Consider the following 15205-nt stretch of genomic DNA (forward strand, 5'->3'; position numbering starts at 1 on the left):
GTCGGAACATATCGTGAGTGATCGCGATCGAACGCCTACGAATCTGGAGCAGATAAGGAGGCGCGACCATGGCATCGCACACCACCCAGGCCGAAGGGCCGAGGCGTTCCTCCCGGTTGCGACCGCCTGCACCTGAGCTGCCGCCGGACGCCGGGGTGGATGCCCACGTCGATCCCGGCGCGGCGGCCGACTTCCAGGCAGGGCCTGAATCCTTCACGCTGGAGGGCGTGCGGCCATGGCGTGTGGCGGAGTCGCTCAGCACACTGCGGGCGCAGATCGACGCTGCCTATCCCGGGCGCAGCAAAAAAAGCGATGGAACGATCGGCGACGCACGCCATCAGGACACGGGATCGGATCACAATCCGCACATCGTCGATGGCACGGTCGGCGTCGTCACTGCCTTCGACATCACGCACGACCCCGCCCACGGCTGCGACGCCGGCCAGATCGCCGCGCGGCTGCACGCTGCGCGTGATCCGCGCATCAAGTACATCATCTGGAACCGGCGGATCGCCAATTCGCTGCCGATCGGCGGCGCCCCGGCCTGGGCCTGGCGCGCCTATACCGGCCGCAATCCGCATGACAAACACTGTCACGTCTCGGTCAAGGCCGCCAGCAACTTCTACGACGATGCCTCGTCCTGGCCGCTGCCGCCGGCGGGGCCGGGTGCCACCGAAGCGCTGGCGATCGGTGCAGAATCGCAAGAAGAGGCCGCGCTGGCCGATATCGATCTGGCCCTGGCGGCGCTGGCCGGCGCCAACGGCAAACCCTTGCTCCAGGCCCTCATCGAGGCGAGGGATATGATCGATGTGCTGCTGGCGCGCCTTGCGGAAGAAACCAGCCTGCGCCAGCCGCCCGATGGATCGGAGTCGGCCCGGCCCGGCCTGGCGCAGCTGGGGCCGGAATACACCCGCCTGTTCGCAAGCTGCCAGGTCAATCCCGCGCGACGGGGAGAAGTCGCCTGGCACTGCGGCCGCCTGTCGGCCTACCGCGCGCAATATGACAAAGTTGCCGCCGCCAGTGGTGTGCCATGGTGGTTCGTGGGCATCGTCCATGCGCTGGAGGCCAGCTTCAGTTTCACCACACATCTGCACAATGGCGATCCGTTGACGGCCCGCACCGTCCAGGTCCCCAAAGGGCGGCCGCCGCGCTGGAATCCGCCGAACGACTGGATGTCGTCGGCGGTCGACGCCATGCGCTTCCACGGATTCGGCGGCACCGACGACTGGGGCCTGGCGGCCACCCTGTACCGCTTCGAGGCCTACAACGGTTTCGGCTACCGCGGACGCAATCTGCACAGCCCCTATCTGTGGAGTTTTTCGAACCACTACGCAGCCGGAAAGTTCGTCCGCGACGGCCGTTTCGATCCGTCCGCCGTCTCGAAGCAGTGCGGGGCCGCGGTCATGCTCAAGGCCATGATCGAGACCGGCCATGTCGTCCTTGGGGCATGAGGCCCCATCCATCACAGCGAGGCCATCATGACCGAATCATCCATCAGCGCCAGGGAGCTGGAGAGCATGCTGCTCGACATCGACGTGCCCGATGCGCAGATCAGGCCGTTCCTGATCGACAGCGTCGAAGACTCGACGCCACTGAACCCGGTGGTCAAGGCCAATCCGGCCCGGGTCGCCGACGTGAGTCCGCTGGAGGCGGCGGTCGCGCTGGCATCGCTGAACGGCATCTCGCGCTGGCGCCGGCACCGGCGCTACCTGCGCAAGATCGACGGCTGGAAGGGATTGCGCATCGTGTCGGAAGGGGACAGCTGGTTCCAGTACCCGCTGCTGCTCGACGACGTCATCGATCACCTGTTCGACCGGTATGCGATTCTCAGCCTGGATGCAGCAGGCGACCTGATGGCGGACATCATGCGGCAAAACGAACTGGTGGCCGCCGTGGCGCAGGAGCGGCCGGACGTCGTGCTGTTGAGCGGCGGCGGAAACGATGTCCTCAGCGGCGCGCGGTTGAGCAGCCTGCTGCCGCCTTATGCCGAGGGCCGCAAGGCGCAAGCTTATCTTGGCCCCGAATTCGAGGCCAACCTGAAGAGCGTGGCGCGCGACTACGACACGCTGGTCGGGCGCGTGCTGGCCGTGCGGCCGGGCGTACGGGTGATCTGTCATACCTACGATTATGTGCTCCCGGCCAATAGCCGCTGGCTGGGCCGCCCCCTGGCCAAGATCGGCATCCGCGACGCGGCGTTGCAATGCGCCATCCTGCGCTGCATCGTCGACCGCTTCCACACGGTCCTGTCCGAGATCGCGGCGGGGCACCAGGATGTGCAGGTGGTCGATTGCCGTGGCGTCGTCGGCAACAGGCGATGGCACGACGAGCTGCATCCGACCAGTGCCGGCTACGGTGCGGTGGCGGCGTGTTTCATTCCCGCGATCGAAGGCAAGCCTGGCCTCGCGTCGACCGGGGAAGCGGCCGGCGCGGACGTCAACGTGGAAGCGGCTGTGCCCCCGCCTTCGCTGTTCGAACAGGCGAAGGCGCAGCTCGCCACCTACTCGGAACCGATCCTGCTGCGCGAGATCGGCCGCCGCAAAACGCTGGCCGCGGCGGGCGACCCCGCCACCGAGGACGACCTGCTGGTGTACGGCACCAGCGTCGAAGCGGTGTTCCCCGAGCAGCAGACGGTCGGCGCCAAGCTCGCGGACGAGACAGTGCGCATCATGCTGGAAGACGAGCGCAACCCCCAGTCCACGCAGGCGCCGGACGCCGCCATGCGCCTGGGCGCGCAGGCCGGGCTGCCGCCCGAGGCCGCGGCCATGCTCGCCGCCGTTGCCGTGGCGCGCCTGGATCGCACGCGGCAAGCGCGCTCCGGTACGACTTGACAGTCAGCGACAGCGCCGCTTTACCTCCAGGAGCGGAACATGGATCATCCATCCGTATCGAATGAAGAGCTGAATATCCACTTGCTGTCTCGTCTCGTCTTGCCACTGGCACCGGGCCTGGCGGAGCGCGGCGGCATCGACCAGCCGCCTGGCATGCTGATCCAGGAGCGGGTGGACACCGCCGAAGCGACATTGCTGCGGCGGGCCGAGACGATCGCCGAGGTGGATAGCGAGACAGTCAGGGGATTGGTCAGGCTGGGAAAAACCGGGTTGCACAAGCTGGCAAGCGAGGGTGCGGGCGCCTCCCTGACCACGGACGAGCGGCTCGGCCTGGAGGCGGTCGGCGCCGTGGACGGAAGTCGCCCGGTCCTGTTCGTGCAAGACGGCACCATCGATCTCGACGCGCTCGACCCAGATAACGTGCTGGAAAGGCCCTGGCGCGGCCGGGCCGAGGCACGCCTGGCGGGCATCGAACGCATCGCCGGATCGGTCGGCAGCATTTGCCTGCCCGCCTTCGGCAACAGACAGATCGGTACCGGCTTTGCCATAGCCCCCGGCCTGATCTTGACCAACCGACATGTCCTTGAAGTGATCGCGACGCATCAGGATCAGGCCTGGGCCTGGCGCTACGCTGCGCAGATCGATTTTCGGGGCGAGTACGAACGGACCGCCACGCTGGCCTTCGACCTGGATTCCGTGGTGCTGGCCGGCCCCGACCCGATCGAGGGCAGGAGCAATTTTGCGCATCTCGACCTGGCCGTGATCCGGGTGCGGGGCGACCTGTCGCTATTTCCCGCGCCGCTGCGCCTCGGGACCGACGCCGATGCGATGGACGCGGGCCAGGCCGTGCGGCATCCGATCTATGTCGTCGGCTTTCCCGCCAAGCCAGAGATCATCCTGCCCGGCGACGGCGCCGGATTAGCGCCTCCGCAACCGGGAAGCGAGTACGAGGTGCCGCTCAAGCTGCTGTTCGATAATGTATTCGGCGTCAAGCGCTGGATGCCGGGCCTGGTCGATGCCGGCACCGGCCAACTGGCCGGCGACACGCGCAACTGGATCATGGGCCACGATGCCAGCACCCTACGCGGCAGTTCCGGCTCATGCGTCGTCGATTTCGAGGGAGAAAACGCGCTGGTGGTCGGATTGCACTTCGGTGGCCAGGCGCGCGAAGAAAACTGGGCCCACGTCCTGGCCGCACTCCAGCCGGAGCTCGCGGGCCTCGGTATCGACTGGCGCGCCCAGTACTAGACGGCAGAAAACCGGGCCGCGGCATGGCGCTTGCGGCCCATTTGTAGATTCTCACGACATCCTGCAGTCGTGTTCCACTGCTCTACAACTACTTCGCGAGGATCTTGCAGAACTTTTTTCCCCTAGGGGAGCTACGCATCCCGCCCTCATTTGGACGAGATTCAATGTGCACTGCCGGGTTGGATCGAACCACACCAGCTTTCGTGGAGGCCATGGCGGGTTTAGCGGATCAGGCGAGGAGCCAGGTGGCACTCGGCCTGCTAGGCTCGATATCGACCAAGCCCATCGCTTTGAGAACCGGGAGCACGTAGGTGATTGTCATCGTTCCGTTCTCGATGCGCGCTGCACGGCACAGCGGACCCGCCTCATCGTACATCTTGTTCGTTCGGATTTCGCAAGGGGACGATGCCTGCGTATGACCGTTAGACAGCAGATAAGCGATTGTGCTTACAAATGCCTGCTTTCTGATCTTTATAGAAGAGTCGTTCGATGTGGTAATCGTGACTTCGTTCAGGTCCGCCTCAGTCACCCGGAACCACGCTTGTTCGGCCGGCGTCCAGAATTTCGTCGCCGGGTCAATCTGCCCGATCGCGCCCCAAACACCTTCGATTGCCGCTGCAGCGATACCCATGTCTTATTCCTTTCTTGGATTGGATTCTCGATTCCGGAGTCTTACCAGTTGACGATCACGGAGACCGCTCCCCGCCGCTTCAGCTCAGCCACGATTTCCTCGATCGAGGCGTCTTCCAGTGGCTTGACGGTTTTTCCTGTAGCCGGTTCGTCCGGACTTGGCGCGGCATCCGCCGGAAACAGCACGGCATTCAATTTGGCCCAGGTCGAGGCATTGGGGAGGGTGGCGTACTTGTCGGACGCATCCTCATACCTTTTCGGCATCACCAGGGCCACCCCGGCCAATTTGGCGAGTGCATACTGCGACAGATTGCGCGCCACCCGTGCCTCACGCAGCTTTTGCCTGAATGCCGGGTCTGTTACGGGTGGAAGAGAGTTCATGAGGGTCATGAGTGATGATATGGGATATATTATCACATGCTATCTTCCGGCTTCCAAGTTATTATGTGGAAGAGGCTTTTCTGTGGACGCTCCTCGCCGACCCGAAGTCGATGTGCTTAGCGGCAAACAAAGCGCAAAGCGCTTCCTTTGGAAGCGCCGCTCGCCAAATGGAGCACGAAATCAGTTTTACCGGATGACGAAGCGTCTGCCAACGAAGAGTCGGCGATGTCGGATACATCCAGCAAAAGCACGTGGTTTCCCTCGTGTCGCGGCAATATCCATTGTCTGGGATTTGTTGCGACCAGATCGATGACCTCGGTAAATTCTCTGACCTCCACCGAAGTATTCTGAAAACTTGCAATCGCTGGTCTACCCGCTTCAGACCACCGACCCCAGCTTGAAGATCGGCAAATACATCGCAATCACCAGCCCGCCGATCAACACCCCAAGAATCACCATGATCAGCGGCTCCATCAGCGACGACAACGCCGCCACCGCCTCATCGACCTCATCCTCGAAGAAATCCGCCACCTTGCCCAGCATCGCATCGAGCGCCCCCGACTCTTCGCCGATCTGCACCATCTGGATCACGAGGTTCGGGAACACGTCCGCATTCTGCATCGAGGCGGTCAGGCTGGTGCCGGTGCTGACCTCGTTCTGGATCTTGCGCGTGGCTTCCAGGTAGACCGCATTGCCCGACGCCCCGCCGACCGAGTCGAGCGCTTCCACCAGCGGCACGCCGGCCGCGAACATGGTCGACAGGGTACGGGTCCAGCGCGCGATGGTGGCCTTGCGGATCACGCTGCCGAAGATCGGCAGGCGCAGCAGCAGGCGGTCCATCACCTGCTGCATCCTGAGCGAGCGGCGCCAGGCCTGGAAAAACAGGTACAGCCCGGCGAACAGCGAGCCGAAGATCACGTACCACCATTCCACGACGAAGTCGGAGATCGCCATCACCACCACGGTCGGGGTCGGCAAGTCGGCGCCGAAGCTCGAGAACACCTGCTTGAAGGCCGGCACCACCCAGATCATGATCACGGCGGTGACGACCAGGGCCACCGCCAGGATCGCGATCGGATAGGTCAGGGCCGACTTGATCTTGCCCTTGAGTGCCAGCGTCTTTTCCTTGTAGATCGCCAGGCGCGTGAGCAGGTCTTCCAGGATGCCGGCCTGTTCGCCGGCGCCGACCAGGTTGCAGAACAGCGGATCGAAGTACAGCGGGAACTTGCGGAAGGCGCGGTTCAGGCTGGTGCCGGTCTCGACGTCGTTGCGCAGGTCCTGGATCAGCTTGGCCATCGACGGGTTGCTGTGGCCCTTGCCGACGATGTCGAACGATTGCAGCAGCGGCACGCCGGCCTTCATCATGGTCGCGAGCTGGCGCGTGAACATGGTCAGGTCCTTGTCCGTGATCTTGCGGCCGCTGCGGTAGACCTTCTTCTTGACCTTGGTGACCATGATGCCCTGGCGGCGCAGGGTCACGTTGACGATCGCCTCGCCACCGGCGCGCACTTCGCCGCGCACCACGCGGCCGGTCTTGTCCTTGCCCTCCCAGGCGTACACGTTTTCCTTGACCTGCGCGCCACGGCTCTTGGGTTGGGGGGATGTTGCCATTGTTCGTATTCCTGTCCGGGTCTTATTCGTTGGTGCAGCCAAGCACTTCTTCAAGGCTGGTCAGCCCCTGTTTCACTTTCAGCAAACCCGAGCGGCGCAACGAGTTGACGCCTTCCTTCTCGGCCTGGGCCGCGATTTCCATGGAATTGCCGTTGGCCAGGATCAGCGCCTCGATACTGGGGGAGATCGGCATGATCTGGTAGATGCCGACCCGGCCCTTGTAGCCCGAGCCCAGGCAGCGGTCGCAGCCGACCGGACCGTAGGGCCGCCAGTCGCCGTCCAGGTCGCTGTCGCGGTAGCCGGCGGCCAGCAGGGCCTCGCGGCTGATCTCGAGCGGCTGCTTGCAGCCGCACAGGCGCCGCGCCAGGCGCTGGGCCGTGATGAGGATCACCGACGAGGCGATGTTGAACGGCGCCACGCCCATGTTCATCAGGCGCGTCAGGGTCGACGGCGCATCGTTGGTGTGCAGCGTCGAGAACACCATGTGGCCGGTCTGGGCCGCCTTGACCGCGATGTCGGCGGTTTCCAGGTCGCGGATCTCGCCGACCATGATGATGTCGGGGTCCTGGCGCAGGAAGGACTTCAGCGCCACCGGGAAGGTCAGGCCGGCCTTTTCGTTGACGTTGACCTGGTTCACGCCCGGCAGGTTGATCTCGGCCGGGTCTTCGGCGGTCGAAATATTAATGCCAGGCTTGTTCAGCAGATTCAGGCAGCTGTACAGCGACACGGTCTTGCCGGAACCGGTCGGGCCCGTCACCAGCACCATGCCGTAGGGGCGGGTGATCGCCTCCAGCAGCAGCGCCTTCTGGTCCGGATCGTAGCCGAGCGCGTCGATGCCCATTTGCGCCTGGGTCGCGTCCAGGATACGCATCACGGTCTTTTCGCCGAACAGCGTGGGCAAGGTGCTGACACGGAAATCGATGGTACGGGTGGCCGACATGATGAGCCGCATGCGGCCATCTTGCGGCACGCGTTTCTCGGCGATGTCCAGCCGCGCCAGCACCTTGATGCGCGACACCAGTTTTTCGCGGATCGACAGCGGCGGCGAGGCGTGGTCGCGCAGCACGCCGTCGACCCGCAGGCGGATCCGGTAATACTTTTCGTAGGGCTCGAAGTGGATGTCCGACGCGCCCATCTGTACCGCGTCCACCAGGATCTTGTTCAGGAAGCGCACGATCGGCGCGTCCTCGACGTCGCTGGCGGCCTCCGGGTTCGTGGCCGCCTGCTGGTCTTCCTCGGCGAACTCGATCTCGGCGTCGTCGCCGGCCAGCTCGCTCAACTCCTGTTCGGCGCCCTTGGCGATCGCGGCCAGCAGATTGAGCAGCGCGTCGTGCGGCACGATCACCGGCTCGACCGTCGCCTCGCTCTGGAACTTGATCTGGTCCAGGGCCTGGTTATTGGTCGGGTCGGACAGCGCGACCGACAGCTTGTTGCCGCGCTTGGCCAGCGCGATCACGCGCTGGGCCTGCATCAGCCTGGCGTCGATGGCGCTGGTGGGCAGGAACTCCGGCGCGAAGGCCGACAGGTCGAACAGCGGATAGCCGAAGGTCTCGGCGCAGAAGGCGGCCAGCGCGCGCGGCTCGATCGCGCCGCTGGCGAGCACGGCGTCGATGAAGGCGGTCTTTTCCTGGATGGCCTTCTTGTGCAGCATGTCCGCCTGTGCGGCGCTCAGGCGATTGGCCTGCACCAGCGCGCGCGCCAGGCCCGACAGCGCGGTGCCGGTGGTCGTGTTGGGGAGGACTGCTGCCATATGCGCCGTGTGTGGGAACCTCAAGGGAAGCGACAAGGGCGCCGGGCGAGCCGGCGGATCAAAGGATCATGCCTACAGGCACTAAATTTGTAAAGGATTTGGTGTGCATGAGATGCGTCCGTACCACGTGGACGAATTGGCATTCCGGGCAGGATCGCCCGGAATGGATGGGCTGGTATTGCGCTGCTTCGCGTGCGGCGCGTTAAGCTTGATGAAACAGTCTTGGCAAAGCTTTCACGGTCGTGGTCGGTTCGGAAACCTGCAGCCTGAACACCGCCAGCGCCTCGGTCAGCTGCCCGGTCTGGTCGGTCAGCGACTCCGCCGCCGCCGATGCCTCTTCGACCAGGGCCGCGTTCTGCTGCGTCATCTCGTCGATGCTGCCGATCGCGCGGCCGATGTCTTCGATGCCCGCGTGCTGGCGCGCGCCGGCGTCGCGGATTTCGACCATGATGGTCTGCACCTTGCGCACCGCGTCCACGAGCTGTTCCATCGTCGCTCCCGCTTCGTCGACCAGCGCGCTGCCGGCGTTCACCTTGGACACCGAATCGCCGATCAGTTGCTTGATTTCCTTGGCCGCCGCCGCCGAGCGCTGGGCCAGCGTGCGCACCTCGCTGGCCACGACCGCGAAGCCGCGGCCCTGTTCGCCGGCGCGCGCCGCTTCCACCGCCGCGTTCAGCGCCAGGATATTGGTCTGGAAGGCAATGCCATCGATGGTGGCGATGATCTCGACGATCTTCCTGGACGAGGCGTCGATGTCGCCCATCGTGGTCACCACGCCGCCCACCACGGCGCCGCCGCGGGTGGCGATGTCGGTGGCCGAGGCCACCAGGGCGTTGGCCTGGCTGGCGTTGGCGGCGTTCTGGCGCACGGCGCCGGTCAGCTCTTCCATCGCGCGCGTGGTGCGGTCCAGGCTCGCCGCCTGCGATTCGGTGCGGCGCGCCAGGTCGGCGTTGCCGCTCGCGATCTCGGTGCTGGCGTTGGCGATGGTGTCGGCCGAACCCTTGATGCCGGCCACCAGCGTCGCCAGGCGTTCGCGCATGTCCTTCAGCGCCACCAGCAGGCTGTCGTTGTCGCCCGCTTCGATCCGGATATCCATCGACAGGTCGCCGGCGGCCACCGCCTGCGCGATCGTGCGCGCATAGGCCGGCTCGCCGCCCAGCTGGCGCCAGATGGTGCGCACCACGAACCACGAGGTGATCGCCAGCGCGGCGAGCACGGCCAGGGCGCTGGCGACCATCGCCACCAGCGTGTTGCGCACGCTGTCCTGGCTGGCGGCGATGCCGGCCGCGAACTGGCGCTGGGCGCTGTCGACGGTCTTGGCCAGGTCGGCGTTCAGGGAGGCCAGCGCCGCCTGCATCTTGCCGACCGTCGCCTGCGGGTCGCCCTGTTCCATTTCGAGCATGATGCGCGCCGACGACAGCGCGGGAGCGTAGTAGGCGTCGAATTCGTTCTTGAGGCGCGCGCCGGTCGCTGCATGGCCCGGGATCTGTCCAAGCTTGTCGAGATCGGCGCGCACCTTGTTCGCCTGCGCGCCGACCTGCTCGATGCGCGCCTTGTCGCCCTCGGTCACGGCGTCGGTCAGGCCCTCGGTGACGGCGGCGATGTCGAGCGTCACCGCCTTGACGGCATCCATCAGCGGGTAATCGACGGTTTCGGTGGTGGTGATCGACGCCAGTGCGCCGTTCGCGATCGTCACGCTGGCGCCGGCCCCGAGGCCGAAGATGATGGCGGAAATGACGGGCAGTGCCCAGATCCTGCGCTTGATGCTCATGATGTCTCCAGATATGCGAGACCCGCCGGGCGGCGAATGCCGTCGGCGGATCGACAAGGCGGCGCGGCAATGCCGGCCGCCTGGCAGATGCCATTTACTGCGCGGTGTGGACGACCTTGACCGTCGCGTCGACCGCGCTCTTCTCGATATAGCCGATCGCTTTCGGGTTGGCCGCCACGGCCGCCTTCACGGCCGCGCTGTCGGCGACTTCCTTCGGCATCGTGGCCTTGCCGGTGAACACCAGCTTGGACCACAGCGCCTTGGCCTGGGCCGCGTCCTTGTCCGCGACCTTCTTGTAGAAGTCGGCGCGGATCGGCGCACCGTCCGGCTGGTCGATCGGCGTCATGCCCGTCGATTTACCGAGGAAGAACTGGGCAACCTGTTCCTTGGTCATGCTGCTCTCGGCCGCCTTGGGATTGACGACCACGACCACCTGGGCCATTGCCGGCAGGGCGGCAAAGCTCGATGCCGCGCACGCGGCCAGAATCAATTTCTTCATGTTCGCTCCTTCAGAACACGAAATCGAGGGCCACGGCGCCCACGGTCACCGGACCGGAGAAGCCAGGCTGGGCGTTGATGAACAGGCCGTTGCCGCTTGGCTTGATGCGGTCGATCTGGACCTTGAGCGCCACCGAGCTGGCGAAATCCCAGCGCACGCCAATGGTGTCGGTGGTCTGCTCGCCCTGGCCCACGCCCGACACCGGGATGCGGCGCACGGCGCCGTCCAGCTGCATGAGGGTCGGGGTGCAGGCCGCGGGATAGCCCGCCGGGCAGGCCGCAGGCACGGTGCTGTTGATGGAACCGTCGATTTTCAGTTCAGACCGCGTGTAGTACGGCAAGAACTTGCCGATGCGGTAGCCGCCCATCACGTACCAGGAGGTGGTGTCGTTGATATAGGTCTCGGTCTTGCGCTTGGCGAACTCAGTCTGCAGCACGAAGTTGTTCCAGTCGGCGGTCAGGCCGATCGAATTGAAGGTGCCCTTGGCATCCTTGGCTTCGATCTGGCCGGCCAGGTCGGTCAGCTGTGGCAGGCGATAGCCGGCGCCGGCGGCGCGCAGCGAGCCGACCAGGGTGTTGAGCGAGGCCAGGTCGTCCACCGTGATCCTGGTGCGGGCGTGGCCGACGCGCAGCGTGAACGGGCCGTTCTCGGCGACCACGTTCAGCGCCACGATGTCCTTGCCGCGCACGTGGAAGCCGTCGAGCGGCGACTTGATGGCGCCGGCCGCCAGCTGCGACGTGACGGTGGTGTTGCCGTAGTCGCGACGCCAGGTGATGTCGACGCCGTCGACGCTGTTGAACGGCACCTGCGAATACACTTCCGACGGCGGACGCAGCATGGTGTTGGCATAGCCGACGTTGCGGTAATCCGAGATCATGAAGACCGGCAGGCCGACGCGGCCGACGCGCACGCTCAGGTCGTCCGAGATGCGGAACTTGGCGAACGCCCAGCTCAGTTCGGCGCCGTAGTGTTCTTCGGCATCCTGGCGCACCAGGCCCTGGGCAGTCAGCGACAGCCAGTTGTTGACGGTGTAATCGGCTTGCAGGCCGAGGTTGGAATCCACGCCGGTGCGGAAGTTGTCGGCGGCGCCGCTGGCCTGGTTCGGGCGACCGAACTGGGCGCGGTCGTCGTCCGACCAGGTGAGGGCGGCGGTGCCGAAGCCGCTGATCTTGACGGCGTTATCTTGCGCTTGGGCCATCGCCGGGACGACCAAGGGGAGCGCCAGCAGGCTGGCGAGAATCTTTTTGTTCATTGCGGGGGTGATACCGGATTTGTAACGTGAGCTGCTAGGGAAGATGCGCACGCAAGGGCAGCAGGCATGGGCGCTGGAAATTATTCTATCCAGCAGGTAATTTTTGCAGCAACAAATTTATGACAATTGGAGATATTTGGGGACGCTTTGCCATATAGTGTGGCTGGATTGACACATTTCGTTGTCAGTTTTAGTTCCACCAGTGACAAGTTGGCCCTGTCGTCGGCAATCTGGCCTGCACGGCTTCGTGGACGATGCCGGCGCCAACCGCCTCCTCGGCGGTATAGATGCGGGCCTGGCCGGTCAGGTGCGGCCGGATGTCGGTTTCATGGCCGGCTTCGCGGGTAGCCTCGCGAAAGATGCTGGCGTAGCGTTCGGCATCGAAATCCAGGCACTCGCGCCACTCCGACACGCGCGCATGGTCGGCCGCCACCAGATTGCCGAAACCCCAGTGCAGCGGGTGGATCAGGAAGCGCGTGCCGGGGCAGGCATAACGCTTCTGGCCGGCCAAAAAGATCACCACGCCGACCGATTCGACGCTGCCGATATTGTGGGTGGTGAGCGGGATCGGCAGGGATTTCAGGAAGAAGTAGAGCGCGAAGCCGGCCGTCATATTGCCGCCCTCGGTCGACATGTGCAGCGCGATCTCGGTCGCGCCTTTTTGCAGCGCCTCCAGGCAGCAATTACGTACGGTGCAGGCGGAGTTGTGGTTGATCGGGCCGATGAAATGAACGATGTGCAATGCCATATGCGCGTCTCCCCTCCAGCGGTAGTATCCGGCCCCCGAGCATAGCAATATTCGTCAGCGCGGCGCGTCTTCCTGGACGGCGCCGGCCCTCTGGCCTTGCCCGAACGTCGCTGCGCAATTGGGTAATGTCGCGGCCGGCTCGATCGCGACATGCCGGCCGCCGATCTCGAGATCGGCCATCGGCGGCGCTACCGCGCGCACCCGGCCCGCGCGCAGGGCGTCGAGCATGGGCGCGCAACCGGTCAGCGACGCGGGCAGGCTGCCGGCGATTTCCCAAGCGCCCTGGTCGTCCTGGCGCAGCACGGCATTGCCATGGTCGCGGGCGCCGATCACGACGACCTCCAGCCTGGCGTCGCCGCCGAGATCGATGACATAGGCGTCGCACGGCGTCTGCTGGCGTTGCAGGCATAGCGGCAGATTGTACTGCCCGTCGACTTTCTTCCAATCGTAGTGCGCGAAGCCGGCGGGCAGGGAGGCGCCGGCCGGCCAGACCTTGAGGTTGCGCGCGATCTGCGCCGGCGCGTCGGCGCCGAGTGGGCGTGGCTGGCGCAGGCGCGCCAGTTCGGCGCGCAGCCAGTCGGCGTCGGGGCCGGCGGCGTCTTGCTCCAGCCGCGCCAGCGCCGCGCGGCCATGGCGCGCCCCGTGGTGATGAAGGTAGGCGACGTCCAGCTGGCGCAGCGTGATCTGGCCCGCCGCCAGGCGCGCCAGCTGGCTGTTGACCGCGATGCGGCCCGGATCGAGGACGGGCGACAGCAGCAGCAGCAGCACGGCCAGCACCACGAAGGCGGCTGCGATATTGACGCCGGCCAGGGTACGCAACCAGCCGCGGCGCAGTGCTGCCGCCGCATAGCCGCCGGCATAACAGGCCGCGACCAGCAGGCTGGCGGCGGCGATGACGCGGTCGGCCGACCAGCCGTGGTCCGCGACCCGCAGCGCGAGGGCATGGGCGGCGAGCAGCGTCAGCGGCACCAGCAGCAGGCAGGCGATGCGCGCCGACGCGGCCAGCACGCGCGCCGGCGGGCTGGCGCCGTCCTGGTAGGCGGCATTGATCAGCACCACGAAGGCAGCCGCCGCGCTGAGCAGCATGCCGCCGGCGCTGCGGGTGGCCCACAGCGGATCGAGACCGGTGAACGGCAGGCTGGCCAGGAAGCCCCCCACCAGCAGGGTGAGCACCGGCAAGATCCAGGACAGCAGCACGTGCAGCAGGTTGCGGATGCCGCGCACGATGGCGGGCTTGACGTCGGTCAGGTGCATCGCCACCGAGAACGCGAAGGCGGTGACGGGAATGAAGAACCAGGCCTTGCCGATGGCCCAGCTCAGGAAATTCAGTTTGACCAGGTCGAACAGCGCGGCGCCCAGCTGCAGCACCATCCAGGTCGCGCCCACGAACACGAGGCAGAACAGGATCTGCAGATTGAGCTTCCAGGCGACCTCGAAGTAGCTGGCATAGGCCGCGATGCGGCGCCCCTCGCGGCAGGCCGCCAGCACCAGCGCATGGGCGATGAAGAAGCCGACCGCCAGGCAGAAGGTGAGCATGCCGGACGGCTTGCCGCCCTCCCCATCGGGCCCGCCGAGCCGGCGCCACATATCGTAGGCGGCCAGCAGCGCGATGACGATGGCCGCCGACACCGCCCATGACGCCAGCTGGCGGCGCGACAGGTGGCCCAGGCCGCTGATCAGGATCACCGGCAGCAGCAGGCCGAGCATGACGAGCGGCCCGAACAGCAGCGCAGCGGTGGCCGGCCAGGATTTGTCTTGCGCCGCCGTGTACAGCAGATAGAGCAGCAGGCCCTGGGCCAGGCCGATGCCGATGCGCGTGGGGCCGAGCCAGGCCGGGACCAGGTCGTCGTCGGGCGAAAGCGCGGAAGAAGCGGCGGGCGCGGGCTGCTGCATGGCGTCAATCCTTGATCGTGGTCTTGATGAGTATCTTACTTCCGATCAACGCAGAATGACGCCCACAAGTCTGCTAGCTGCCGCGGTAGGTCGAATACGACCACGGCGTCATCACCAGCGGCACGTGGTAGTTCTGGGCGGGATCGGCGATGCCGAAGCCGAGCGTGATGCGGTCCAGGAAGCGGGGAGACGGAAGGTCGACGCCGCGCGCCGCGTAGTAGTCGCCGGCGTGGAACACCAGTTCGTACTGGCCGGCCTGCAGCGCGGCCGCCTCCAGCAGGGGCGCGCCGCAGCGGCCGTCGTCGTTCGTCACCGCGCTGCTCAGGAGCGTGCGGCCGCTGGCGCCGGTCGCGTACAGCTCGACCCGGATGCCGGCGCCTGGGCAGCCGTGGGCGGTGTCGAGCACATGGGTGGTCAGTTTTCCCATCGTGGACCTTGTCGGGGAATGTGGGGGAAGCTCATCATAACGCCGATCTGGACAGATACAAGCGTCGACCCATTCATCATGCGCGCCTGAGTGACGTATATCGGCGCCAAGAGCCCGCATATGCGTCCCGTCATATACTGTTGTGGTCGTTGCAATATATGATCAAG

General features: G+C 65.7%; 13 protein-coding genes. 3 read left to right on the plus strand and 10 right to left on the minus strand.

The genetic code is table 11. The features are described 5' to 3' along the window. Positions 1 to 68: 68 nt before the first annotated feature. Genes KY496_RS23805 through KY496_RS23815 form a run of 3 tightly spaced genes read left to right on the plus strand, consistent with a single transcriptional unit; the run spans position 69 to position 4076 of the window. Positions 69 to 1451: a hypothetical protein gene (locus tag KY496_RS23805; RefSeq protein ID WP_219862721.1), complete on the plus strand. Its 1383-nt coding sequence runs from the start codon at positions 69 to 71 to the stop codon at positions 1449 to 1451. Between the two features lie 27 nt (positions 1452 to 1478). Next, positions 1479 to 2828 (plus strand): SGNH/GDSL hydrolase family protein, encoded by a 1350-nt coding sequence (locus KY496_RS23810; RefSeq protein ID WP_219862723.1) that lies wholly within the window; start codon positions 1479 to 1481, stop codon positions 2826 to 2828. A gap of 39 nt (positions 2829 to 2867) precedes the next feature. After that, complete coding sequence (locus KY496_RS23815; RefSeq protein WP_219862725.1) at positions 2868 to 4076, plus strand: serine protease; 1209 nt, start codon at positions 2868 to 2870, stop codon at positions 4074 to 4076. A 229-nt stretch (positions 4077 to 4305) separates the two neighbouring features. Here KY496_RS23815 and KY496_RS23820 read toward each other — a convergent pair whose 3' ends face one another. The 10 genes from KY496_RS23820 to uraH form a co-directional block, all read right to left on the minus strand. Beyond that, entirely contained in the window at positions 4306 to 4707 is a 402-nt protein-coding gene (locus KY496_RS23820) for a hypothetical protein (protein WP_219862727.1), read from the minus strand. Positions 4708 to 4748: 41 nt separating this feature from the next. Then, entirely contained in the window at positions 4749 to 5096 is a 348-nt protein-coding gene (locus KY496_RS23825) for a helix-turn-helix transcriptional regulator (RefSeq protein WP_219862729.1), read from the minus strand. A 369-nt stretch (positions 5097 to 5465) separates the two neighbouring features. Next, positions 5466 to 6698 (minus strand): type II secretion system F family protein, encoded by a 1233-nt coding sequence (locus tag KY496_RS23830; RefSeq protein ID WP_219862731.1) that lies wholly within the window; start codon positions 6696 to 6698, stop codon positions 5466 to 5468. A 22-nt stretch (positions 6699 to 6720) separates the two neighbouring features. Beyond that, on the minus strand, positions 6721 to 8448 hold the full coding sequence (pilB, locus tag KY496_RS23835) for a type IV-A pilus assembly ATPase PilB (RefSeq protein WP_219862732.1): 1728 nt from the start codon (positions 8446 to 8448) through the stop codon (positions 6721 to 6723). 202 nt (positions 8449 to 8650) lie between these two features. After that, entirely contained in the window at positions 8651 to 10219 is a 1569-nt protein-coding gene (locus tag KY496_RS23840) for a methyl-accepting chemotaxis protein (protein ID WP_219862734.1), read from the minus strand. A 94-nt stretch (positions 10220 to 10313) separates the two neighbouring features. Further along, positions 10314 to 10718, minus strand: a complete 405-nt coding sequence (locus KY496_RS23845) for a hypothetical protein (RefSeq protein ID WP_219862736.1) — start codon at positions 10716 to 10718, stop codon at positions 10314 to 10316. Positions 10719 to 10728: 10 nt separating this feature from the next. Beyond that, on the minus strand, positions 10729 to 11970 hold the full coding sequence (locus tag KY496_RS23850) for a hypothetical protein (protein ID WP_219862738.1): 1242 nt from the start codon (positions 11968 to 11970) through the stop codon (positions 10729 to 10731). 190 nt (positions 11971 to 12160) lie between these two features. Next, positions 12161 to 12718: a ClpP family protease gene (locus KY496_RS23855; RefSeq protein WP_184235350.1), complete on the minus strand. Its 558-nt coding sequence runs from the start codon at positions 12716 to 12718 to the stop codon at positions 12161 to 12163. 54 nt (positions 12719 to 12772) lie between these two features. After that, positions 12773 to 14611 carry a DUF4153 domain-containing protein gene (locus tag KY496_RS23860; protein ID WP_219862740.1) on the minus strand — a complete coding sequence of 613 codons (1839 nt, stop codon included), beginning with the start codon at positions 14609 to 14611 and terminating at the stop codon, positions 12773 to 12775. A gap of 73 nt (positions 14612 to 14684) precedes the next feature. After that, entirely contained in the window at positions 14685 to 15038 is a 354-nt protein-coding gene (uraH, locus tag KY496_RS23865; protein ID WP_184235344.1) for a hydroxyisourate hydrolase, read from the minus strand. Between the last annotated feature and the right edge of the window lie 167 nt (positions 15039 to 15205).

The organism is Massilia sp. NP310 (genome assembly GCF_019443485.1).
GTDB classification, from domain to species: domain Bacteria; phylum Pseudomonadota; class Gammaproteobacteria; order Burkholderiales; family Burkholderiaceae_D; genus Telluria; species Telluria timonae.

What these genes read in the sequence shown, in the direction of transcription:
- KY496_RS23805 (WP_219862721.1), top strand. Translation starts at nt 69, where the DNA reads ATGGCATCGCACACCACCCAGGCCGAAGGGCCGAGGCGTTCCTCCCGG.
- KY496_RS23810 (WP_219862723.1), top strand. Translation starts at nt 1,479, where the DNA reads ATGACCGAATCATCCATCAGCGCCAGGGAGCTGGAGAGCATGCTGCTC.
- KY496_RS23815 (WP_219862725.1), top strand. Translation starts at nt 2,868, where the DNA reads ATGGATCATCCATCCGTATCGAATGAAGAGCTGAATATCCACTTGCTG.
- KY496_RS23820 (WP_219862727.1), bottom strand. Translation starts at nt 4,707, where the DNA reads ATGGGTATCGCTGCAGCGGCAATCGAAGGTGTTTGGGGCGCGATCGGG.
- KY496_RS23825 (WP_219862729.1), bottom strand. Translation starts at nt 5,096, where the DNA reads ATGACCCTCATGAACTCTCTTCCACCCGTAACAGACCCGGCATTCAGG.
- KY496_RS23830 (WP_219862731.1), bottom strand. Translation starts at nt 6,698, where the DNA reads ATGGCAACATCCCCCCAACCCAAGAGCCGTGGCGCGCAGGTCAAGGAA.
- pilB (WP_219862732.1), bottom strand. Translation starts at nt 8,448, where the DNA reads ATGGCAGCAGTCCTCCCCAACACGACCACCGGCACCGCGCTGTCGGGC.
- KY496_RS23840 (WP_219862734.1), bottom strand. Translation starts at nt 10,219, where the DNA reads ATGAGCATCAAGCGCAGGATCTGGGCACTGCCCGTCATTTCCGCCATC.
- KY496_RS23845 (WP_219862736.1), bottom strand. Translation starts at nt 10,718, where the DNA reads ATGAAGAAATTGATTCTGGCCGCGTGCGCGGCATCGAGCTTTGCCGCC.
- KY496_RS23850 (WP_219862738.1), bottom strand. Translation starts at nt 11,970, where the DNA reads ATGAACAAAAAGATTCTCGCCAGCCTGCTGGCGCTCCCCTTGGTCGTC.
- KY496_RS23855 (WP_184235350.1), bottom strand. Translation starts at nt 12,718, where the DNA reads ATGGCATTGCACATCGTTCATTTCATCGGCCCGATCAACCACAACTCC.
- KY496_RS23860 (WP_219862740.1), bottom strand. Translation starts at nt 14,611, where the DNA reads ATGCAGCAGCCCGCGCCCGCCGCTTCTTCCGCGCTTTCGCCCGACGAC.
- uraH (WP_184235344.1), bottom strand. Translation starts at nt 15,038, where the DNA reads ATGGGAAAACTGACCACCCATGTGCTCGACACCGCCCACGGCTGCCCA.